Origin of the sequence: Diaphorobacter aerolatus (assembly GCF_014489535.1) — a bacterium.
GTDB classification, from domain to species: Bacteria; Pseudomonadota; Gammaproteobacteria; order Burkholderiales; family Burkholderiaceae_C; genus Diaphorobacter_A; species Diaphorobacter_A aerolatus.
On sequence record NZ_CP060783.1, the window covers coordinates 3,789,966 to 3,811,510 of the forward strand.

Genomic DNA, 21,545 nt, shown 5'->3' on the forward strand with positions numbered 1-21,545 from the left:
AGCCACGGCCCTTGATGGGAATGAGCAGCGAGAAAAGTCATACGGGACTTGCCATCGAGCGATCCACCAAGCAGTGAAACTGCAGGCAGTGGCCAAATTCGTTGCTGACTGGAAACGTTGGTGCGAACGTATTGTCAACAATTCTCATTTCGTTGAGTCGCGGATTCCGACGTCTTGCCCTGAAAGGGTGGTCGGTCAAGTTAGGTGGGCGCGTTCAAGACATGTGAGTGCTTATGAATTTTGGTTACTACCATATTCTTCCTCATAATCACTGTGTATCATCGGTAGCTGTTGTCTATTATTCTCAAATAATCCCCTCTGATACCGATTGCCTAAAGGGAATGCACATGTGGAGTTTTCAACGGAACAAGCTGGCCGCGGGCAAGCTTTCAGGGCGCCGGCCTCATATCGATATGAACATGGGTGCCATGGCGGTCAGTGCTGCCAATCGTAGTGAATTGAACCCGGGCAAAGTCTTGGCGTTGATATGTGCGTTGGCCTCCTCATCTGCGGCCTGGGCCGTGCCTGGCACACCAAGTGCGCCGCAAGTGGTGTTTCAGGAAGATTTCGACAATACGGGCATTGTCCAACCCACACTCGGCCCCAATGGCACGAGCGGAACCGATCCTGCGCAAGCGACGATGCTTCACACCTATGTGAGCGCTGCCCAGGACATCAATGGTGCCTTGGGGCAGACTTACATCGCCTCAGGCGTCTATTCTGGCGATGTCAACGTACCATTTTGGGAAAATGCGCAGTGGTGCAATGGCATATGGATGAAAGGCGACGTAGCCGGCAGCCAACCTTATCCCACCGCTGAGCTTCCTGCCCCTACGTGCGTGGAGTGGCGGGCGCAAATGGCAATGAGCCCAAATACTGCAGCGGCAACGGATACGCGAGCCCCCAGGATTCGTGGAAATGGTTGCAAGTGCTCTCGAACGTGCTCGGTCAGGTGACCAAATCGACGTCCGGGCCGGCGGATGCGAGCGCCACGGGCAATCACGCGATCGCCGCCTTCACCAATTTGCCTCTCAATCGCGCCGCCGCTGCCGGGACACCGGCCAACGTGGTGATTGAAACGGTCAAACCCATTCCAGTTCGCAGTGGCGGCCGCTTCGTCACTTTTTCTGTGGCCACAGCTGCAATGGGCTGCGCCGGTCCTACGAAGGATCCAAAGGTCTACAACCCGCAGTTCAATTTCAACTTGATCGACTTGACTAACAGCAACGTCGTTGAATTGACGCCTGTTGCGGTAGATCCTTGTACCCAGGGCGCGCTTTATGATGGGGCGCAGTTGCCTGCGCCAGCGAGTTCATATGGCGGCAACAAACCTGGCGTTTACGCAGGTCAGATCTTCGGCTCGAAGACGTACAAACTGGCTGGCAACTCGGTCAAGCTGCAGGTCACCAGTGAAAATTCCAATGGCGACAGCAACGACGCCGCATTCGACAACCTGCTGCTGATTGACGTAACGCCGCAACTGGATAAGTCGTTTGCGCCGGCGGCCATTTCACGCGGACAGAACGCGACCTTGACGTTCACCATCACCAATTCGAGCAGCCAGATCGGTTGTACCGGTGCCACTTGCCCGCTGCTGGAAGCCAGCGGCTGGGAGTTCTCCGACACCTTGCCTGCCGGACTGGTTTTTGCAAGTCCAGCCAATGCGCAAACCTCGTGCGGGCAGGAACGTCGGTGGGCACTAGTGGCACCAATGTTCTGAACGTCACCAATGGCCTGATCGGCGCCGGTGTTGCGTCGTGCACCGTAACGGTCGGTGTGGCGCTCGATCCTGCGGTCGCTATTCCAGCGGGAGGTCTCGATCTGACCAATGGTCCCGCCGTGCCGGGCGGCCCGACCACGGGGCCCGGCGTCATAACCACTCTTTATCTGAATTCCCCCAGCTCAGCCACCATCAAGGCATTGCCCAGCGCAGACATGCTGGCCGTCCGGCGGCATCTCAGGTCGTGAAGGCAGGAACACCTGTGACGGTCACGACCCAATGCAGGAATGCAGGCCCCGATGTCGCTGTGCAGGCCACGTGTCTGGTGAGCGGTATCCCGCCGGACGCTGGAAGCATCATGCAATCGTGCGTGCCGGCCTCTGGTTCGGCGAGCCTGAACCCTGGCGAAGCCATTGTCTGCACGACCACCTTCACGCCCCAAACCCGGGCACCGTTTCGTTGCTCACCGTCGCCGGGTCGACTTCGACTGATCCTGTGCCCGCGAACAACGAGGCGCCCAGTCCGGTGAATGTGGTGGTATTGGCCGCGGATATGCAGGCCACATCTGCGGTCACGCAGACCGTGAAGGTCGGCACGCCGGTTACCGTCTCTACGCAATGCGTGAACTTGGGGCCCGATGATGCGGCCGCTGCCACTTGCCGGGTGGACGGTGTTCCTGCCGACGCCACGGCTGTTTCTCAGTCCTGCGTACCCGCATCGGGATCGACCGGCCTGAAAACAGGCGCAGCCATTACCTGCACGACGACCTTCACGCCCGCCAAGGCAGAGACGGTCACACTGACAACGGTTGCAGGTTCCAGCACGCCGGATCTGGTGACTTCGAACAACCAGGCCCGAGCGTTGTTGTCGCAGCGACCACGTTGGCCGACATGCAGGCCACGGGCCCGGTCTCGGTGCCCATCGTTGCAGGCACTCCCGTGTCGGTGACTACGACCTGTACAAATGCAGGTCCTGATGCAGCAGCCACAGCGGCCTGTACCGTGACGGGCGCGCCTGCCGGTGCCACGACCGTCTGCACTCCGCAACCCCCGGTGACCAGTTTGGCTCGAGGTGCGTCGATCAGTTGCGTGACCAGTTTCACGCCGGACTCGGCCACTTCGGTGACACTCACGACCACCGCATCAAGCACAACGCCCGACAGCAACATGGCGAACAACACGGCAGTGACAACTCTCGGTGTTGGCACTGGTGTCGCCGCCGTTCCTACGCTGAGTCAATGGGCTCTGATGCTTCTGTCTGTCTTGCTGGCAGGGTTTGCAGCGATGAGAATGCGCCGCGTCCATATGAATTGACTCGTGGCGATATAGGGGGAATCGGCTTGCACGAGAGTGTCAGCCGGCTCCCCCCAACTGACTGACCGGCATGCGTCGCGAGTAGCGCAAGCTCAGGTTTTCGGAAAAGCCTTATCCGGTGGTTGCGCAAACGTGATGGTATTGCCGTCAGGATCGGTGAGCCGCGCAATCTTTCCGAAATCACCACGTTGCGCCTCGCCCAGATCGATCTGCTGGCTGCTCAGCGAGGCCCTGACGGTTTCAATGTCGGGCACGACGATTGTCATCATGCTGTTGCCAGCTCGGGACGCATCTTCCACCAACTGGATTCCCGCGATCCCGATTCCGCTCCATTCAACCAACATGTCCATGGATCGAACGTCGGGCGGTCGCTTGAAGTGAAATTCAGTGTAATAAGGCCTTGTCCGCGCCACAACGGGGCCGGAAGGCGCGCCGCTCAGGTGTTACAGGCTGAGTTCGATCATTCGTCCGTCTGCGGCGCGCACACTCATCAGCTCCTTGAATGCAGCCGCCTGCACGATGGGTGGCAAGGCGACGAAGCCGGTGTTGCGTACGATGACGTCGCCCTTTTTCAGCGCCCAATAAAGAAACTGCACGGTAGCCGTTCCTTGCTGAGACTCCTTGGGATTGGCGGCGACCAGCACATAGGTCAACTCTGAAAGCGGCCAGGTCCTCGCACCCGGTGCGTTGAGTATGGGGTTGCGCAGATTGGCGCGCAAATCGGCCCCGCGTACGGCAGCCAGAATGCTTTCTTCGGACACGGTGACCCATTGCCCATCGCGATTCTGTAGAGTGACCGCATTGAGTCGCTGCGACTGCACCCGGTCATAGGAGACATAGCCCACGGAGCCGGGCTGGGCGAGCAGGTTGCTCACCACCTCGTCCGTGCCGTTCACCGAAATGACGGCACCCGTCCATTGAGCCGTCTTGCCAATCTGCGCTTTCCAACGGACATCGCTCTCGACCAGATAGCGGATGAAGGTTTCGGTGGAACCCGAGGCATCGCGCCGTACCACGCGCGCGATGGACAGCGAGGGCAGCTTGAGTCCCGGATTCAGTGCCGCGATCCGCGTGTCGCTCCAATTCTGTATCTCTCCCAGGAAAATGGCCGAGAGCGTGGCCGCATTCAGGCGCAGCGCACCGGCAGCAACGCCGGGCAAATTCACTACGGGGACCAGCGCACCCACCACCGTCGGCACTTGAATCAGCCGGTCTGCCGCAAGCGCTTGCGCCGTCAGCGGATTGTCGGTGGCACCAAAGTCCACACTGCGCGCGCGAACCTTCGCGACGCCGTCCCCGAGCCCGAGGGTTGGTAGTTGACACGCGCGCCGGTCTCCGCAGCATAAGCCGCGACCCAGCGCTGATAGATCTGCGCCGGAAACGTGGCGCCTGCGCCATTGACATCGACAGCGCGAGACTTGTTGGGCGACGTTTGCGCCCATGCCAGCGGCACGCAGCCCAGCAGCGCGGCGGAAAGGCAGCAGAGGCGGCGGCCTTGAGAAGGGAATTGAGGCATTGGATACCTTGTTTTAGTCTATCGAAAGACACAGGTTCATTTGGTTTGCCTACATCATCGAACGTAAGAACGCGTTACACAAGTAAAGTCAGGCCCCAATAACGACAGATTTTCACGCCGACATTTCGGAATATCCCGCACGAATCCCTTGTAGGGCGCGGGTTTGCGAGGTTCCGAGGGTTCAATCAACCGGGATGTGGCTACCGTCAACATTTGCAAATTGTGAGCAGACCACGCGAGCACACGAGATTGCGACACAACCACCGGTGAGAGTTCTGCTTTCAAAGCGAGGGCGGCTTCCGAGCCTGCGTCTTGGCCTCGATTCGGCGAAGGGCGTCGTCCTATGCGCAGCGCTCGACGATGGCTACGCCGGTTCGACCCTGGCAGTTTTTGCCGTAGTAATCGATTATTTTGAATACCTTAGTGTGACAAAAATATTACTTGGCCGAAATATCACATTTGGTCTGTAGCAGCAGCGTGAAACATACCGCTGTGCAGAATGTTTAAAAAATTATTTCTGGATCGAATGCTCGTATGCCCCTATTTTGTTTGAAAGACCGAGAGTTTTAATCAGGCATGTAGTATGTTTTCGAGATGAAATCTATTACAAAATAAACCTTTATTTATTTTGCAAATCATAGGAGCATATGTCGTCGCCTGTGAGTGGACGCAAAGTCCGGTTGGGGCGACTAATTAATTAATTAAGTTAAGAAGTAGGGGTGAATTTAATGAAAAAAGTTTTTTATATTGCGGCGCTGGCAATTTGCTCCAGCGTCCTTCTGTCGCCGACCATGGCATCTGCTCAAGCCGCAGGAGGCTCCGTCATCGGCGTTTCCACGGAGGTCATGGCGGACGTCATTGCGGGCTGGAGCGCGAAACGAAGCATTCTAGGAAAGAATGTTTACAACGATGACGCCAAACCTGCTGTCGTGGGCGAAGTGGTGGACATAATCATCTCTCCCAAAGGCTCGGTTTCTTACGCCATTGTCAATGCCAGCAAGTTTCTTGGGCTTTCCAATCACCGCGTTGCCATTCCTGTCGAACAATTTAAATTTGACAGCAATCGCATCATATTGTCCGGTGCAACCAAGGACGCTTTGCGTGCGCTTCCCGTATTCCAGTACGCGGAAAAGAAATAACTGGTCGATTGCTATTTTCTGAATCAGGAGTGCAACCAACATGGCTGACAACATTGCAATCGTTACCTGGAATAATTCCAGTAAGGCGTACAAGGCATTGACCGACCTGCGTAATGGCAGTTGGGATTTCGACGTTGCGCAGGCCGCGATCCTGGAACGCAACGTCAATGGCAGCATTGATGTCAAAGACGCGGATAACGCTGTCATCGGTATGGGGGCGCTTGGCGGCGGCTTGCTCGGCATGCTCGTTGGCGTTCTGGGTGGTCCAATTGGCGTTTTGCTGGGCTGGAGTAGTGGTGCGTTGTTCGGCTCTTTGGCCGATGCTGACGTGGCCGACGACAGTGGGTCCATTCTTGCCGCAATGAGCCGCGCAGTGCTTCCTGGCATGACTGTGCTGCTGCTTGAGGTGGGTGAAACGACGCCAGAGGCATTGGACAAATTCGTGGCCAAGGAGGGCGGTACGGTAGTGCGTCGTCCCGCCGATGACGTCCGGGCTGAAATTGCCGCAGCACAAGATGCTGCGGAGTCCGCTGCTGCCGAAGCCCGTCGAGTGATTCACGAGCAAAAGAAGCAAGCCACTAAAGACAAGATCGAGGGCAAGTGGAACAGCCTGAAAGACGAGTTCAAGAAGACCTTCTCCTGACAAGCGTGTACCTACTCGAGTCAATTCATTAGGGCCTCTTCATCGATACGACGTCGGTCCATTCTCGAGCAAGATATCCCAGAGACCTGCCTTGGCAATCTCTGGGAATTTTTTTGCAGAACGACCTGGTTCGAATGATGTATCGATAGAGTGTGCGACGATGGCCTTCGCTCGGAGATGGGCCATGCGAGATGGCGATGTACGAGTCGGCCATGTGGCTGTTCTGCATAGAGCGATCGTGCAATTTTCGAACCGTGGGAGATGTCGGGTGAACGACTTGAAGCAAAGGCAAGAGCAGCTCAGCATGTTGCTTAAACTGGGGGTCGCGCAACTGGGTGCGGGGCATTTGACCAGCGCCACGGTTGCCGATGTAGAGCGCGCAGCTACGGCATGTGGGCTGGGCCAATTGACTGTATTGTCTACGGCTTCGACATTGGCGATTGAGCATGCTCCGCCCACGCAACCCGTGCTCGGTCGGGTAGCGCGGGTGACGCAAATTGACGTCATCAACTGCGAACAACTGCGCAAGCTGGCTCAGGTCAGCAGGTCAATCCGTTCCGGCCGTGTCGATGTCGGGGAGGCGGACCGGCAGATTGATGCTGCCACCGCGTTGAGCACTCCGTGGTGGTGGTCAACGATTGGGGCAACGGCAGTGGCGTTTTTTGTCACCCTTCAAGTGGGTGTCAGCCCATTTGTTGCAATGCTTGCCGCGATTTTGCACGCCTTGGTCACCGTCTTGGGCGCGGGTGTGGCGCGACTCGATTTTCCGCGGCTATTCAAATTTGCGGTGCAGGCCTTCTTTGGAGGTGCAATCGCGTTGGTCTTTGTCAGCGCAGGAGTGTTAACGGGCAATGCTGCTGCGGCGTGTGTTGCGGTAAGTTGGGCCATGCTGGTTCCCTTGCCGTTGGTGTTGGGAATTGCCGTCGATGCTACCAGTGGCGAATACCAGTCCGCATTGGTACGCGCAGTGGGCATTGTGGTGGCAGTGGGCGGAATCGCCATTGGTGCGATGGTTGCCACGGTGCTCGCGCGCAGCCTGCCTGATATCGCGACCACCAGTGTGGATTTACCCATCGTGCCACCACTTCTGGCAGTGCTTTTTTGCACGCTGGGGGCCATGGCCAATGCGTTTGCCAACAGCGGTGGCGCGCGCCTGCTGGTGCCTGCGGCCATCGCGGGCGCCGTGACCGGACTATGCAATCAGACGTTGCAGCATGTTGTCGGCGTGCCATCGCTCTGGGCTGGTGCGTTGTCGGCCGCGTTGTTGGGTTTTTTGGCCGTGCCGTGCGCCAAGCGGGCGGGCTATCCCGCAGCGGTATTGGCACTGATGGGAATTACGGGTGCCTTGTTGCCTGGGTTGACCGTATATCAAGGCATTGTGAATGCAATGGATGGCAACGCCAGCCGAGGCTATTTTGAACACACCGCGTTGGTCGTCACCGGATTGGGTATTGGGTCAGCCCTTGGTTTCCTGCTGGCATCCTACACAGGCAGGCACGGCCGGTGGGCGAGGCAACCGGGCGATTGAGATCGGTCGACCAGTGACCGGCTGGATGGTGTGAATGCGGGACGTTCCACGCAGGGACCACCGCGACAGACTTGCCTCGCACCTATATTTCAAAAGCGAGGCTTGAAATCATCTGTAGAACATCCATATGGATGGTGTTAGGATGGTTTCATGCCAAAAATAAGCACCTCAATCCCCAAACCCGTTCCCGAATCCGAAAAGCTCACCATCAACCTCGGTTACGTCGACCTGGGGCGCATCGATTTGCTGGTGGCTGAGGGTTTTTATTCCAACCGCAGCGATTTCATCCGCACGGCAATTCGCAATCGTCTGGATTCGCATGGCGAGGCCATCACTCAGGTGGTGGCGCGCAAGATGCTGGTCCTGGGGCTGCAACACCTGAGCCGCTCCGATCTGGAGGCGAGCAGGGCCGCTGGCGAACGCCTGCAGATCCGCGTGCTGGGCCTGGCCAGCATTGCCGAGGATGTAACGCCAGAGCTGGCGCTCGAGACGATTGAATCCATCACCGTGCTGGGCGCATTGCATGCCAGCAGCGCGGTGCGCGCGGCGCTTGCCGGGCGTATTCACTGAAGAACAGGAAACTCAGTATGAAGCAAGACTTTTATCGCCTGATGCGCGACGCGACCGCCATGACGCGCAGCGGCAACCTGGCTGCGGCAACCGAGGCCATTCAGCGCGCATTGGCGGGTGGGATGGCTGACGCTGGTTCCAACGCTCGCACGCCGGCACCCGGGCACGCTGCGAACCCTGTGAATCCTGCAAACGCGGGCATCGTCTTGGACGGGCTGACGCGCATCGTGCCGGACGACGAGGCGTGCGTACCCGCGACTCCGGTCGATGCATCTGCGCGGGATTGGGCTGCTGGTAGTGTCGTGGACAGGACGACACCTGCCGCAACGCCCGCGCCAAAAGCCGTGTCGGAACCCCGGCCGGAGCGCTGGATCGATGGCAGTTTTAGCCATCGGGGCCGCAGCGTGTCGTACAAACTGTTTGTCCCCGCAACCGTTGCTGGTGGCGGCTCGCGGGAGGGCCGGCCGCTTGTGGTGATGTTGCATGGCTGTACCCAAAACGCTGCCGATTTTGCGACCGGCACTCAGATGAATGCCTTGGCCAGAGCGCAAGACGCAATGGTGCTGTACCCCGAGCAAAACCAGAAGTACAACCCCAGCGCTGCTGGAACTGGTTCAAACCCCAGCACCAGCAGCGCGACCGGGGCGAGCCGGCGCTTCTGGTGGCGTTGACGAAATCCATTGTGAGCGACTACGACGCCGATCCCTCGCGTGTCTACGTGGCAGGCCTGTCCGCCGGCGGTGCGATGGCCGATGTGTTGGGGCATTGCTACCCCGATGTTTTCGCTGCAGTGGGCGTGCATTCTGGTGTGCCTGCCGGTGCGGCGACCGATGTGGTCTCGGCGCTGGCGGCAATGCGCTCCGGCCCAGCGGGCCATCAGTCATCGGGCCCGCGTCCGGTGGCGCCCACCATCGTGTTTCATGGCGACGCAGACAAGACGGTCCACGAGCGCAACGGTGCGGCCATAGTGGCTGCCGCTCACTCGAAGTCCACCACGGGCGATACCACCTCGGTGGCCGGGCAGCACGCCACGCGCACCGTGTACGCAGAGTCTGGAAAGAAAAGCACAGCAGAATATTGGCAATTGCACGGTGTGGGTCACGCCTGGTCGGGCGGCAGCGCTCAAGGTAGCTACACCCATCCCGGCGGAGTGGATGCGAGCGCGGAAATGCTGCGATTTTTTATGCAGCATCGTACTGAGCCATAAGGGCTTGGCAAATCGGCTTACTGCTCCAAAAGGTACTCCACCGTCGGTGCTCCATCTAAGTGCTGTTCAATCGCTCGCCATTCGCCACTGTCTTGCAGAGCGCGCACATGTGCAGCGTGTCGCGCGGCACTTTCCCATTGTTCAACCAGGACGTAGCGCAGCGGTTGTCCTTCGCTGATGAACACGCTTGCTTCAAGGCACCCGGGAACTTGCGGCAGATTCAGTTTGACTGATTGCATCAACTTCGCAAAAGCCTCCCGGCTTTCAGTGCGGACCTGAAACTGCACCAGCACGGTGGTCGCCGAGTGGGCTCGCTTCGCGTCTTGCGATACGACGAATTGCGGTGATGCCGCAGGCATCCATTGAACGAGGGAAGCAAGAGAAATTTTCAACACGGGTGACTCCAGATCGGTTGGCAAAACGATGTAGCGTTTGGTGGCGCAAGTCAGACCAAACGTCATGCCAACGATTGTTGCCCTTCGGCATTCAAGGCTGTAGCGGAAATTCGGCAAATGTGCCGGGAATCGGGCAGGTTTGCGATTTCGTTGAAACAACCACGCACGAATGGGTCGCGAAGCATGCCGCCACATGGAGCCGTTTTCAGGCGCTCAAATTTTGTTTCTGAATTTTTTTAGGGGTGCTCTGAAATTGCTTTTTATAGGTACTAATGAAGTGTGAAACGCTCTCATAACCTGCGAACAATGCAGCGTCTTGTATGGATGTTCGGCCATCCTGGAGCAACTGGTGAGCTGCTTGCATACGTCGCCGCACCAGCCACTGTTTGGGCGACTCTTGATAAAGCGTCTTGAAGCGGCGTGTAAACGTGGATTCGCTGCAGCCGCACAAAGCTGCATAGTCTTCTATGCGTAGATCGTATTGCCAATGTGCCTCCATCATGGATGCGATATCTGTCGATCTCTCATTCGCTCCGTCCGATGCCAATGCCTCACTAAGTGGGCGCAACCGGGGATCCGCATCTATCAGATGCAAAAGCTCCTCCAATTTGAGCAGTGCCAATGCGGACCGATCCGCGTAGCGGCCCTGGCCATAGATCGCCACGACCGAAGTCATGAATTCGGCGACTGGTTCTGTTGCCGGGCACACCAAGCATTTGTGGGCATCTGCCATGGAGGTGGAATGCGTGGCGAACGATGCAGTGGCCCGGACACTGCGTGTCTCAAGGCGTTGGCGTTGTAGCAGGGCCGGAGAGAATGCCGCAATCAGGGCTTCAAATGGCGCCTGATCGCCAACGGTGAAATCTGAAACTGCATAAACGCCTTTGGGAAAATACACCAAGTGCCCCGCCTGCACCGTTTGAGAATTTCCCAAGTGATCCCGAATGTCCTGCCTGCCTTGTCTCACATAGAGCAAAAGCGGGACCCGGATAAAGACGCCCACATCATGAAGATCCCTGCGCAACCGCTTGTGAATGAGCAAGTTAACGTCTGCCACCACGCAAACAGTGCAATGCGAATTGTTGAGTAGCGCCGTTGGCAAGATTTCTACACGTTGGGGCATAAGAATTTCACAAGGATTGAAAAACACTCCTTTTCAGGATACTCCGGGTGTAGTCACGGGTGGGCAGCTCGGGGTGGCGTCGCGAGCCTCGGCGATCAGAGTGCCGACCGTCGAATTGCCGATGATTGAATTGGTTAAATTTATTTCTAAATTCGTTTGGTGATACAAATTTTGATGAAGCGAATGCAGGTTCTGCGACGGTGTCTGCATCTCGCACAAGCCGTCGCCGAAACCGCCTCTCGGCGACGGCTTGAGGCTGCGTGAAGGACTGAGATGGCCCTTCAACTTCCATACCCCTAAAAATACATTTTGGCTATCGACGAAAAATATGCGATGGTATAAGCGGCCATGAGCTGTGCTGCATCGTGGGCGTCGCAGGGATAAACCACCGATGGACCAGCAATCAACGCAAGCACGTGGGCCGTGCCTGCAAAGGCCCGCGCGACCGATCAAGGAGAAAGTCATGTCGGCTGAAAGATTCTCTTTCCGGGCAATGCAACGTCGGTGCATGCTGCTGACGCTTGCCGTTGCAAGTTTCACCGCATCTGGTGCCGCGTTTTCGCAGCAAGGCGGCAGTGCCGCGGCTGCGCCGTCATCCTATGAGCCCACGCGCGGGCAGGCAGGTAAGGATGTGATCTGGATTCCAACGCCCGATGCGCCTGTGCAGCGCATGTTGCGGCTTGCCAATGTCACCGCGCAGGACCAGTTGATCGATCTCGGATCGGGCGACGGCAAGATCGTGCTCGCTGCCGCGCGTGCAGGTACGCGAGCGCATGGCGTCGAATACAACCCGAGATGGTGGAACTGTCAAAGCGCCGGGCGCGGGAAGCCGGTTTGCAGGAGCGCGCAACCTTTGAAAAGGCCGACATCTTCGAGATGGACTTCTCGCGCGCGACGGTGATAACCATGTATCTGTTGCCTGAACTGAATCTCAAGTTGCGACCGAAGATCCTGCAACTCAAGCCCGGCACGCGGGTGGCGTCGCACGACTTTCTGATGGGCGACTGGAAGCCCGATGAGACCTCTCGCATGGGTACCTCGTCGGTACATCTGTGGATCGTGCCAGCCGATGTGGGTGGGCAATGGCAACTGCTGCTACCTGGCCAATCAACGCTTGAGTTGACCATGGACCAGACCTTCCAGCAGTTCGCCGGCAAAGCCAATCTTGACAAGATGGAGACCACGCTACGCGAGACCCAACTGCTCGGAGACGCGGTGCAGTTCGCGTTCACAGACGAACGGGGAGTACTGCTTCGCTTCCGTGGCAAGGTGTCTGCTGACCGTATCGAAGGCACGTTCGATGCAGGTGATGTTCGCGGTCAACCATTCACGGCGCGGCGTGAAGGCAAGAAGGCGGCCAGCTTGACTGGCGCAATCCCGTATCGCGCAGACGAGGTGCAGTCGCTGGACACCCAATGAGCCCGCAGCAGGTCTCGGACACGCGGCCTCAACCGCAACCGACGCTGAGCCTGCGCCACGCGGTGGCCATCATCGTCGGCATCGTGATCGGCGCCGGCATCTTCAAGTCGCCATCGCTGGTTGCGCAATTCAGCGGCTCGGCCAGCACCATGATGTGGGCCTGGGTGCTCGGCGGTTTGATTTCTCTGCTCGGTGCGCTTTGTTATGCCGAACTTGCCTCCGCGTGGCCGCATGCAGGGGGTGACTACCACTTCCTCTGGAGAGCATATGGTCGGCGCGTGGCATTCCTGTTCGCCTGGGCACGGTTTGCGGTGATAACGACTGGCTCTATCGCGTTGCTCGGATTCGTGTTCGGTGACTACATGAGCGCGCTCTTGCCATGGGGTACCACGCATAGCGCAGCCATCTGGGCTGCGTTGGCATTGATTGTCCTGACCTGGCTGAATCTGCGCGGATTGCAGGCGAGTGCTTCCACGCAGAGCTGGTTGACGATGGCCGAAGTGCTAGGGCTTGTGCTGGTCATCGTGGCCGGGATCTGGCTCAGTACCGGCAACGGAAGCGCCATCGCACCCGGCACCATAGTGACTCAGGAGAGTAGCAGTGGGACGGGCATGTGGGGACTCGCAATGGTATTTGTGCTGCTCACTTACGGCGGCTGGAATGAGGCCGCGTATCTCAGCGCAGAAATGCATGGATCACGCAAACGCATCCTTCATGCACTGGTGATCAGCATTGGACTGATCACCGCGCTGTACGTAGCCGTGAACTGGGCTTACTGGCAAGGACTCGGAATGTCGGGAATGGCAGGCAGCAAGGCCGTGGCCGCTGACCTGCTCGAACGCGCCTTCGGAGCGGCGGGCCAGTGGGTGATGGCGGCGATGGTGGCGGTGGCTGCCATCACCTCGATGAATGCGACCATGATCGTCGGCGCCCGAACCAACTTTGCCGTGGGACGTGATTGGCCACAACTGGCATTTCTGGGCCGCTGGCAGCAGGCGCGCGGCGTGCCGAGCATTGCGCTGTACGCGCAGTCGGCGTGCGCGATGCTGCTTATCCTGCTCGGCGACACTATGCGCAGCGGCTTTCAGACCATGGTGGATTTCACGGCGCCGGTGTTCTGGCTGTTCTTCCTGCTCTCGACACTCGCTCTCATCGTGCTGCGCGTGCGCGAGCCGCACGCCGAGCGCCCGTTCCGCGTACCGTTTTATCCGCTACTGCCGCTGATCTTTGCAGGCGTGTGCGGCTATATGCTGTGGTCTTCGCTTGTCTACGTGCGCATCGGTGCATGGGTAGGCGTCGCGGTGCTGGCGGTGGGCGGAGTGCTGCTTTGGTGGCTTGAACGCGGAGCTGCACCTGCGGTTGATGACGCACGCGGAGATGGAAACCGTATTTGAAAATGGGGTGCGAGGCTTTTCATGACCCCGGATCGGTGCATGCAAGCGCTTGGGGGTAGAAATGGCTACCGGATTCACCCGGGAAAAGTGGCTTTGATCCCGGGCGCGGGTGCCTATGCAGCATCCAAGGCAGCAGTGGCGGTGCTGACGCGTACGGCGGCACTTGAGGCCATTGGCAGCGGGATTCGCATCAACAGCGTCAGCCCAGGCCCGTGGATACGCCCATGTCCTTGCGACCCGGCGAGGATCGCGCCGCTCGCATGGCGCAGACCAATCCCTCCAGGCGTGTTGCCAAGCTGGAGGAGATCGCAGCCGCCGCGCGCTGGTTGTGTTCCGACGAGGCGCAGTATCTGGTGGGGCACGATCTGGTGGTGGATGGAGGTGCGTCCATTTGAATTGGAAGAATCACATACATAGTCAATAGGTAGAAACGCCTCCCCAATTCGCGGGATGTGCAAAACGCCGTAAGTTGAATAGCATGCGCTACTTGTTTCAATAGTAAACAAACGTATGCATCGCACAAAAGCCACGCATTGTTAACGAGTGCGTTGCAATTGAGTGTCCGATCTCATTCAACTGCGGTGGGCCGGTGAGCCTGCTTGAAGAAAGCCAGTGCCATGAAGCGCCTATGTCCAAGCAATGCGTTGTCAGCCTCTGTCGCTGGGCGGATTCTCGTGTCGCAAATGTCGCGGTGGTCTGCCATCAGGATCATGTTTGCTGTCACGGCGCTACTGGGCTTCAGCGCTGTTTCGCAGGCGCAGAGCTGCGCTGTCGGCGAGACTCCGGCGGCGTTTGGATTTACCGGCGGCGAACAGACCACAACGGTTCCCGCAGGCGTGCACTCATTGACGGTGTACCTTAGCGGCGCACAAGGGGGCGCCGGTCGAAGCGGAGCGGGGACCATCGGCAATAGTCCTAACTCTCCTGGCGGAGCAGGCGGCCTGGGTGGCAGAGTGCGCGGTACGTTGTCAGTCACGCCCGGGTCTACCTTGTCAATCTGGGTGGGAGGCCAAGGCTCGCAAGCGGTCAATCCCGGTGGACTGGGTGAAGGCACGAATGGCATCGGTGGCGGCGCGACGGATCTGCGCGTGGGCGGCAATGGCATTGGCAACCGTGTTGCCATCGCGGGCGGCGGCGGTGGTGGCGGCAATGCGGGGTGGAGCGATTCCGTGGTCGCAGGGGGCGTGGGTGGTGTGGGGGTGGTGGTATCGGAGGCGCGGGTGCTACGGTGCCGAGTGGCGTTGGCCCCTACGGCGGTGGCGGTGGCACGGTGGGAACGGGCGGCGCCGCAGGGGTGGCTGCGGAAATTTTCCCGCCACTGCAGGAAATGCTACCGATGGCAAAGGCGGCGACTCACGCAATTTCTCGGGCTCCTTTGTCGGTGCCGGATATGGCGGCGGTGGTGGCGGTGGTGCGACGATCGGGGGCGGCGGGGGCGGCGCTGGCGTGGGCACGACAGGGTGCGCTCAAAACTGGAATGGCGGCGGCGGTGGCGGCGCGGGAGGCCGCTCTGCGGCGACGGGGCTCGCGGCCGTCGTTTTCAACAATGGGGTGCAATCTGGCGATGGCGCGGCCTTGATCTGTTTTGCGCAGACCGATTTTTCGGTGGGAGGCCCGGTTTCTGGTCACACCGGCCCGGTTACCTTGCAATTGAGCGCGACGAACCCCGCGACCAATCAGCAAGCGGTGGTCGCGCAAGCGGCAAGCTCTTATGTGTTTTCAGCACGAATTTCCAGCAACGCAGACTGGGCTGTTAGCGTATTGAGTGCGCCAGTGGGACAGTTGTGCAGAGTCAACCCGGCCAGCGGCACGGTAGTCGGCGCGGATGTCAGCAATGCCGCACTGAGCTGCACGACGGTATCGGTTGCATTGTCACCGTCAACACTGCCAAATACGGCTTTCAACACGGCCTACTCACAGACGCTATCGGCCAGCAGTGCCAACGGCGGTGCAGGCCCATACACGTTTAGGGTATCGGCGGGAGCGTTGCCTCCGGGTCTCGCGCTTTCAAGCGCGGGCGTGCTGTCTGGCACACCCATTGCCGCTGGCGCATTCAATTTCACCGTCAACGCGACATCGGGCAACGGCTTCATCGGTGCACAAGCCTATACGCTGGTCATCGCCAGGGCGGCTCAGGTCATCACCAACTTCGTGGCCACGCCTGCCACGCCGGTTTTCAGCGAAAGCGGCAATTTCAGTGTCTCTGCCACGGGTGGCCTTTCGGGCTTGCCCGTCACGTTCGGTGTCGCGCCCGCCAGTGCGGCGGTATGTTCGTCGGGTGGCGCAAACGGCGCAACCATTTCCATGCTTGCTGCCGGCACCTGCGCGATTCGGGCTGATCAGGCAGGCAATGCCAACTATGCGGCCGCCACGCAGGCTCAACAAAATTTCGTCGTCGGCAAGGCACCGCAAACCATCACCTTCACGTCGACGATTCCGACCAACGCCAAGGTTGGCGGAACCTATGCCAGCGCGGTGTCTGGGGGCAAATCCACAAGTGCAGTGGAACTGACCATCGATGCCAGCACCGCAACCCATTGCACGATATCCGGCAATGTGATCTCGTTTGTGGCGAAAGGTGCCTGCCTGATCAATGCCAATCAGAAAGGCGATGCCAACTACGCCGACGCGACGCAAGCTCAACAAACCGTGTCCATTGATCAAGCCGGAACGGTGGTGGCTGTGGCGTCCTCGCTCAATCCATCCAAACCTGGAGATGAGGTGGCGTTCACGGTCAATGTGGGCGTGGATCCCGCCAAACGTGCTCGCGCCAGTGGTGTCACAAAAGCTGCGCCAGTGCCCACGGGTACCGTCACCGTTTCAAACAAAGGCACCGAGCTTGGAGCGACGGCACTCGACGTCTCAGGCCAGGCAGTCGTCCGGACCAAAGCGCTGACCACTGTTGGCGACCACGTTCTCGTGATCAGCTACAGCGGGGATGCGAACAACGCAGCGGCCACATCCAGTTTTACCCAGACAGTGGTTGCCGCGCCGGTGATTGCGCCGACTCCTGTTCCGGCAACCAGCAGTGGGGCGCTGATGCTTCTTTCCGTTGCGTTGGCGGGATGTGTTGCCTTGGGGTTGCGCCGCGCCAGCATCGGTTGACCCATAGCGGAAGGGCGGGCCGTCCATAGCAGGCGAAGGGCGTTTACGCGAAATCGCGCGCACTCTCTACCCAGCGCCTGTGCCTCCATCACTGCTTAACGCCGCGCCGGTTGCAAACGTCAAGTCCGGAGAGGCCATGGCCACGATGAAAGCGGCGATTTCCTCTGGCCGCGCCATGCGTTTGAGGCCCCGCACCGCAGACTTACCCCATTGCGCCGCTCCGACTTGCCAGGCGGCGTCGGGCACATTCTCCATACCGGCGGCTCTTCGAACCAAGGCTGTGTCCGTGGTTCCTGGCAAGATGGCATTGATCCTTATGCCTTTGTCGCCATAGTCCAAAGCGGCTGACCGGACCATGCCAACCAGACCGGCCTTGGACGCAACATAGGCGCTTTGCGCCGCGCCGGCAACGTTGGCGACCGAGGACGCAATCACCAGAATGCGCCCACCGCCCGCAGCCAGCATTGGCGGCACCGAATGCTTCAGCGTGAAAAATCCACCGCGCAGATTGGTATCGATAACGTCCTGCCACTCGGCTGTGCTGTATGAATGCAGGGCTTTCTGCACAGTGATGCCTGCATTGGCCACCACGATATCCAATGAACCGTAACGCTGTCGTGCCTGCTCGATCAAGCGGGCTACGTCGTCCTCCACCCGTACATCCGCCTGCACATACTCAGCCTGTCCGCCTGCCTGCGAAATTGCTTGCTGCGCTGCCTGCCCCAACGCGGCACGGCGTCCGCAGAAAACGACCTTGGCGCCTTGTCTCGCAAACAGCTTGCATGTCGCCAATCCAATGCCGCTAGTGCCCCCGGTGACGACGACGACCTGGTTGGCAAAGCGCTCCGTTGCTTGCAGTTCCACCGATGCCGCGGGCTTTGAATTTGCTCCCAGTGCCGCACCTGCCACGGTGCCAACGGCGAGGCCCCGACAGAGCTGAGGACAGTTCGACGAACAGGGTTGAATGGTAAGGTGAAGGCCATTGTGATCCAATAAAATTAACAATGAACATTTCGATTGAAGCACATGAAATTAACGATGTAAATATTACATTGCTAGCAAATGTATTTGGAAAAGGCCGTTGAAGCATGACCACTGAAGCTTCGTCCAGAAAACGAGGGGAAAAACACGGTGACTTGAGAGCGGCGCTTATTGCCGCCGCCCTTGATGTGCTCGAGCGCGTGGGGCCTGAGCGCCTGTCGTTGCGAGAAGTAGCGCGTCTGGCCGGTGTGTCGCAAGCTGCGCCTTACAACCATTTTGCAGACCGCGAAGCGATCCTGGCCGAGTTGGCTGCATTGGGTTTTCAATTGCTTACCGAAAGGCAGGACAGCGCTCCTTCGCTATGCCTTGATGACCAATCCATGTTGGAGCAACTCGGCGTGGCCTATGTGCGCTTCGCGTGTGACAAGCCAGCGCTCTACCGCTTGATGTTCGGTGCCGGAGTCAACGGACAGGGCTGGCATGCCTATCCGACGGTCTCGAAAGCCAAGTCGCAAAGTTTTATGCCGGTTCGGAACGTCGTAGGGCGTTTGATTGCGCGTCCCGACGCTGTCGGTAAAAACGACGATGCCGCCATGGTGTGTTGGGCCGTGGTGCACGGTATTTCGATGCTGCTCATCGATGGGACATTGACTCAGCGGGTAACTTCCGCCGCTGAAGCAGATGATATGACGCGTCGATCCATTGCTGTGTTGCTCAATGGGCTAGGGCCCGTTCACCCAACCCACGGGGTCGCGTAGGGCAGACGTGGCCGCCAACGCCGGCCCCACAATACCCCAGTTATGTGGTGCGCGAAGCCGCACCTGTCGCAGAAGCCGTGAAACAAGGATCGGATTTCTCGCGCCGGTCCAAGCGCGTGGCGACCGCGGACGGCAAATCCCTTTCCACCCGCAACATATGGTTCATCTGAACAATAGACGAAAGTTCATATTTTCGCTCATCCGTTCTTATAAGGTTGGGGTATGATATTTTGCTATCACAGTCGACTGCCCGATTGGCAGGCCGCCTCGAGCGGCAGGGGTATTCAGGCTACCGCACCGACCCTGTAAGAGTTCGTCGCGGTCAAACCCTCTGCAGCATTGTTAATTTGTCCCGGAAAACATCTACGTCGCGTGAGATTTTCTTGGAAAATTTATTGAGTTGATATGAACCATTTTCTTTTGCCAGCTCGACAATTGTTCGCGGGAATTGCAATCATGAGCGCCTGCGCCCTGGCTGGCGCGCAGAGTTTGCCACTGGCTTGCACAAAAGGAAGCTTTTATCAGCTGAATACTCCGACTACGACGACGACAGAATTTTTCCGAATCGATCCAAGTACCAGTCCGTATACACGAAATCTTGTTTACACCATCACGGGTAGTTCACTCAATGGGTTGGCATATAACCCGCAAGACGGCTACATGTATGCCGTGAACAATTCGACGACTGCTGCCAACTTTAAACTTTTTCGCTTGGGTGCCACGGACGCCGGTATCAGCGCTCCAATTACCGGAGCCACTGGTATTTCGGCTACTCGCAACAGTGGCTCTTTTGATGCCCACGGCAACATGTTCATCGTAGATGGTGCTGCCCCGCAAAAGCTTTACAGGATCACGGGCGCTGCCAGCATGCAACCGGTCGCGTCGCAAATCACACTAGCCGCAGACACAAGCCCGCCAAGCGGCTTTACCGGTTTCCCCACGGCCTATGTTACCGATGTCGTATATAGCCCGGCGGAGAGCAATGCGGACTTGGTGGTGCTGTATGGGACAAGAGGGCCTGAAAGCGGCAGTGTCTACCTCTACCGAATTGCGATTGCCAACCCTTCTTCTGCCTCGCCTGGGCCTGCTCAAGTTTCTCGAAGAGTCGCTAGCGGGTTGCCCACTAACATACTCTATGGGTCTGCTTATTTTGACGCCAGTGGGCAGCTCTACGTTTCGGACAATGCCAATAAATTCTATAAGTACGACCCTGTGACTTTCAGGTTCACCCTGACCTCGACGGGTACCGGTACCACGTTGACCAATACGGATGGAACCAGTTGCATTGCGCTCCCCCAGCTTGATGTGGTCAAACAGGGAGCCACGCCAGCAATGGCAGGAAATGCGTATACCTTCGACGTCCCTTATACCGTCACGGTCGGCAATACAGGAACGGTGACTGCGCCAAGAGTTCAAGTAAGCGAGAACCTGCGCCAGACATTCTGGACAAATTCACCAAGCATTGCCATCGCCACCGCGCCCACAGTTTCCAATGGAAGCTGCACGACAAACCCGGCCTTTGACGGCGTAAATCAATTCGCCTTATTGTCCGGAAATGATTCCCTGGCCGCAGGCGCAAGCTGCACGATCTCTTTTGTGGTGCGCGTAGGTTACGCGGATGTCAGCGCAGTCCCTACAGCCTCCCAAAAGAATACCGTTTTCGCGAGCACTACAGATACCACGGCGGCAAATCCCGGACCGTCCTGGCCTGTCGGATTTGACGACACCACGGTACCGGTCAACCCGCCCGGACTGCTTGGAGATGACCGCTCCACCGACGGCGGCAGCCTGCCGTCCGTGCCCAATGGGGACGTTCCGAAACCAACCGAGGTTGTTTTTCCCCCTCCCACAGCCCCTCTCCAGGCGGATATGACCGTCGCCATTAGCGGCGTACCTAACACGGTCAACCCTGGCAGCGCCGTGAGCGGTCAAATCGTGTGTACGAACAGTGGTCCTGATGCCGCCACGAATGCAACCTGCGGTGCGACTGCCGTGGACAGCGATGGGAACGCAGTATCTGTCTTGGTGAGCAACTGCGCTCCGGTGCCTCCCGCTGCTCTGCCCGCAGGCAGCGCAATGACCTGTCAAATCAGCTACACCGCGCCAAACGCTACCAACGCTTCAGGGCGGCCCATTACAGGCGTCTCGCTGACGGCGACGACGAATGCTACCAATGACAGCAACCCCGCCAACAATAGCGCCACTCATCTCGCGACTCTTGCTACAGGCGGTGGTCCTGGCGATCCCGGCGGCCCTGGCGGCACTGACGGCATTAGCTCCGTACCCTCCCTATCTCAGTGGTCAATTGCGATTTTGACCTTGCTCCTGGGAATGTTGACGATTGCCGGGCGTCGAGTGCGTATCTTGTAAATCCGGCTGATCGCACTATCCGATCACCGGGTGAGGAATCGGCCATCTAGCGACTGGGCACGTGTCCGTTGACCGGCGAGGCAGATCATCCCCAACCTTGCGTTCTTCGGATCGGGCCACCGAATGCCCCCGGATTCCCCGCTGCAAAACAAGCTTGGCTAGCAATGCCCACTTGGCAAGATGCCCCGAAGGCGCGGCGGAGTCGTATCAAGTTTGGGGGGTGCCTTGTGACGTTACTCGAATAGTGCAGCGCCTCTGTTTTCCAGATCGTTTGTTTGTCGAAGCTACTTTTTTAGGATAAGTTCAATGCGTTCCGTTGCTTGCTTTCGCTTAAGTCTTTTGGCGGCGTGTGTCATGTTTGGTG

General features: G+C 58.6%; 22 protein-coding genes and 3 pseudogenes. 17 read left to right on the plus strand and 8 right to left on the minus strand.

From position 1 onward, the window contains the following. Positions 1-233: 233 nt before the first annotated feature. The 3 genes from H9K75_RS17600 to H9K75_RS17610 are packed head-to-tail and all read left to right on the plus strand — an operon-like array spanning position 234 to position 1,968. Positions 234-956: a hypothetical protein gene (locus H9K75_RS17600; RefSeq protein WP_187723597.1), complete on the plus strand. Its 723-nt coding sequence runs from the start codon at positions 234-236 to the stop codon at positions 954-956. After that, positions 929-1,720, plus strand: coding sequence for a DUF7933 domain-containing protein (locus tag H9K75_RS17605; RefSeq protein ID WP_226858295.1), 792 nt, complete (start codon positions 929-931; stop codon positions 1,718-1,720). Before H9K75_RS17600 ends, H9K75_RS17605 begins: the two co-directional genes overlap by 28 nt. Then, positions 1,693-1,968, plus strand: coding sequence for a hypothetical protein (locus H9K75_RS17610; RefSeq protein ID WP_187723599.1), 276 nt, complete (start codon positions 1,693-1,695; stop codon positions 1,966-1,968). The genes H9K75_RS17605 and H9K75_RS17610 overlap by 28 nt, the downstream gene beginning before the upstream one ends. A gap of 183 nt (positions 1,969-2,151) precedes the next feature. Here the strand turns inward: H9K75_RS17610 and H9K75_RS17615 are convergent, their stop codons facing one another. Next, on the minus strand, positions 2,152-2,409 hold the full coding sequence (locus tag H9K75_RS17615; RefSeq protein WP_187723600.1) for a hypothetical protein: 258 nt from the start codon (positions 2,407-2,409) through the stop codon (positions 2,152-2,154). A 104-nt stretch (positions 2,410-2,513) separates the two neighbouring features. Further along, positions 2,514-2,900 carry a hypothetical protein gene (locus H9K75_RS17620; protein WP_187723601.1) on the minus strand — a complete coding sequence of 129 codons (387 nt, stop codon included), beginning with the start codon at positions 2,898-2,900 and terminating at the stop codon, positions 2,514-2,516. Positions 2,901-2,967: 67 nt separating this feature from the next. On the opposite strand from H9K75_RS17620, the gene H9K75_RS25610 reads away from it, so the two are divergent. Continuing rightward, the gene (locus H9K75_RS25610; RefSeq protein ID WP_404826444.1) at positions 2,968-3,033 is read left to right on the plus strand and encodes a hypothetical protein; all 66 of its coding nucleotides are present in this window, start codon (positions 2,968-2,970) and stop codon (positions 3,031-3,033) included. Positions 3,034-3,125: 92 nt separating this feature from the next. Here H9K75_RS25610 and H9K75_RS17630 read toward each other — a convergent pair whose 3' ends face one another. The 3 genes from H9K75_RS17630 to H9K75_RS24865 form a co-directional block, all read right to left on the minus strand. Beyond that, complete coding sequence (locus H9K75_RS17630) at positions 3,126-3,383, minus strand: VOC family protein (protein ID WP_187723603.1); 258 nt, start codon at positions 3,381-3,383, stop codon at positions 3,126-3,128. A gap of 93 nt (positions 3,384-3,476) precedes the next feature. After that, positions 3,477-4,298: a phosphate ABC transporter substrate-binding protein PstS gene (gene pstS / locus H9K75_RS17635; RefSeq protein ID WP_264293846.1), complete on the minus strand. Its 822-nt coding sequence runs from the start codon at positions 4,296-4,298 to the stop codon at positions 3,477-3,479. Continuing rightward, on the minus strand, positions 4,268-4,549 hold the full coding sequence (locus H9K75_RS24865; RefSeq protein ID WP_264293847.1) for a substrate-binding domain-containing protein: 282 nt from the start codon (positions 4,547-4,549) through the stop codon (positions 4,268-4,270). Before H9K75_RS24865 ends, pstS begins: the two co-directional genes overlap by 31 nt. Positions 4,550-5,277: 728 nt before the next feature. Here H9K75_RS24865 and H9K75_RS17640 point away from each other — a divergent pair. From H9K75_RS17640 to H9K75_RS17660, 6 genes and pseudogenes are all read left to right on the plus strand, one after another. Then, complete coding sequence (locus H9K75_RS17640; RefSeq protein ID WP_187726092.1) at positions 5,278-5,688, plus strand: PRC-barrel domain-containing protein; 411 nt, start codon at positions 5,278-5,280, stop codon at positions 5,686-5,688. A gap of 40 nt (positions 5,689-5,728) precedes the next feature. Further along, positions 5,729-6,331 carry a DUF1269 domain-containing protein gene (locus tag H9K75_RS17645; RefSeq protein WP_187723605.1) on the plus strand — a complete coding sequence of 201 codons (603 nt, stop codon included), beginning with the start codon at positions 5,729-5,731 and terminating at the stop codon, positions 6,329-6,331. Positions 6,332-6,599: 268 nt separating this feature from the next. Next, positions 6,600-7,859, plus strand: a complete 1,260-nt coding sequence (locus H9K75_RS17650) for a threonine/serine exporter family protein (protein WP_187723606.1) — start codon at positions 6,600-6,602, stop codon at positions 7,857-7,859. Positions 7,860-8,009: 150 nt separating this feature from the next. Then, the gene (locus H9K75_RS17655) at positions 8,010-8,429 is read left to right on the plus strand and encodes a CopG family transcriptional regulator (RefSeq protein ID WP_187723607.1); all 420 of its coding nucleotides are present in this window, start codon (positions 8,010-8,012) and stop codon (positions 8,427-8,429) included. Between the two features lie 122 nt (positions 8,430-8,551). Then, positions 8,552-8,956: pseudogene (locus H9K75_RS25615) on the plus strand (PHB depolymerase family esterase); the annotation flags it as partial. Then, positions 8,917-9,636 carry an extracellular catalytic domain type 1 short-chain-length polyhydroxyalkanoate depolymerase gene (locus H9K75_RS17660; protein WP_404826445.1) on the plus strand — a complete coding sequence of 240 codons (720 nt, stop codon included), beginning with the start codon at positions 8,917-8,919 and terminating at the stop codon, positions 9,634-9,636. The pseudogene H9K75_RS25615 and the gene H9K75_RS17660, both read left to right, overlap by 40 nt. 17 nt (positions 9,637-9,653) lie before the next feature. Here the strand turns inward: H9K75_RS17660 and H9K75_RS17665 are convergent, their stop codons facing one another. Both H9K75_RS17665 and H9K75_RS17670 read right to left on the minus strand, forming a co-directional pair. Next, entirely contained in the window at positions 9,654-10,097 is a 444-nt protein-coding gene (locus tag H9K75_RS17665; RefSeq protein WP_226858296.1) for a putative quinol monooxygenase, read from the minus strand. Positions 10,098-10,236: 139 nt separating this feature from the next. Beyond that, a complete protein-coding gene (locus H9K75_RS17670; RefSeq protein ID WP_187723608.1) occupies positions 10,237-11,181 on the minus strand; it encodes a helix-turn-helix transcriptional regulator in 945 nt (314 codons plus the stop codon). Positions 11,182-11,949: 768 nt separating this feature from the next. On the opposite strand from H9K75_RS17670, the gene H9K75_RS17675 reads away from it, so the two are divergent. From H9K75_RS17675 to H9K75_RS17695, 5 genes and pseudogenes are all read left to right on the plus strand, one after another. Continuing rightward, entirely contained in the window at positions 11,950-12,573 is a 624-nt protein-coding gene (locus H9K75_RS17675; RefSeq protein ID WP_187723609.1) for a class I SAM-dependent methyltransferase, read from the plus strand. After that, the gene (locus H9K75_RS17680; RefSeq protein ID WP_187723610.1) at positions 12,570-13,967 is read left to right on the plus strand and encodes an APC family permease; all 1,398 of its coding nucleotides are present in this window, start codon (positions 12,570-12,572) and stop codon (positions 13,965-13,967) included. Before H9K75_RS17675 ends, H9K75_RS17680 begins: the two co-directional genes overlap by 4 nt. 39 nt (positions 13,968-14,006) lie before the next feature. Then, positions 14,007-14,362: pseudogene (locus H9K75_RS17685) on the plus strand (SDR family oxidoreductase). Positions 14,363-14,677: 315 nt separating this feature from the next. Further along, a pseudogene (locus H9K75_RS25620) lies at positions 14,678-15,100 on the plus strand (glycine-rich protein); the annotation flags it as partial. 313 nt (positions 15,101-15,413) lie between these two features. Beyond that, a complete protein-coding gene (locus H9K75_RS17695; RefSeq protein WP_264293848.1) occupies positions 15,414-17,072 on the plus strand; it encodes a putative Ig domain-containing protein in 1,659 nt (552 codons plus the stop codon). 66 nt (positions 17,073-17,138) lie between these two features. Here the strand turns inward: H9K75_RS17695 and H9K75_RS17700 are convergent, their stop codons facing one another. Beyond that, on the minus strand, positions 17,139-17,936 hold the full coding sequence (locus tag H9K75_RS17700; protein ID WP_226858297.1) for an SDR family NAD(P)-dependent oxidoreductase: 798 nt from the start codon (positions 17,934-17,936) through the stop codon (positions 17,139-17,141). Positions 17,937-18,160: 224 nt separating this feature from the next. Here H9K75_RS17700 and H9K75_RS17705 point away from each other — a divergent pair, with 224 nt between their 5' ends. Then, positions 18,161-18,811 (plus strand): TetR/AcrR family transcriptional regulator, encoded by a 651-nt coding sequence (locus tag H9K75_RS17705; protein ID WP_187723613.1) that lies wholly within the window; start codon positions 18,161-18,163, stop codon positions 18,809-18,811. A gap of 405 nt (positions 18,812-19,216) precedes the next feature. Then, positions 19,217-21,181: an IPTL-CTERM sorting domain-containing protein gene (locus tag H9K75_RS17710; protein ID WP_187723614.1), complete on the plus strand. Its 1,965-nt coding sequence runs from the start codon at positions 19,217-19,219 to the stop codon at positions 21,179-21,181. Positions 21,182-21,545 lie beyond the last annotated feature (364 nt).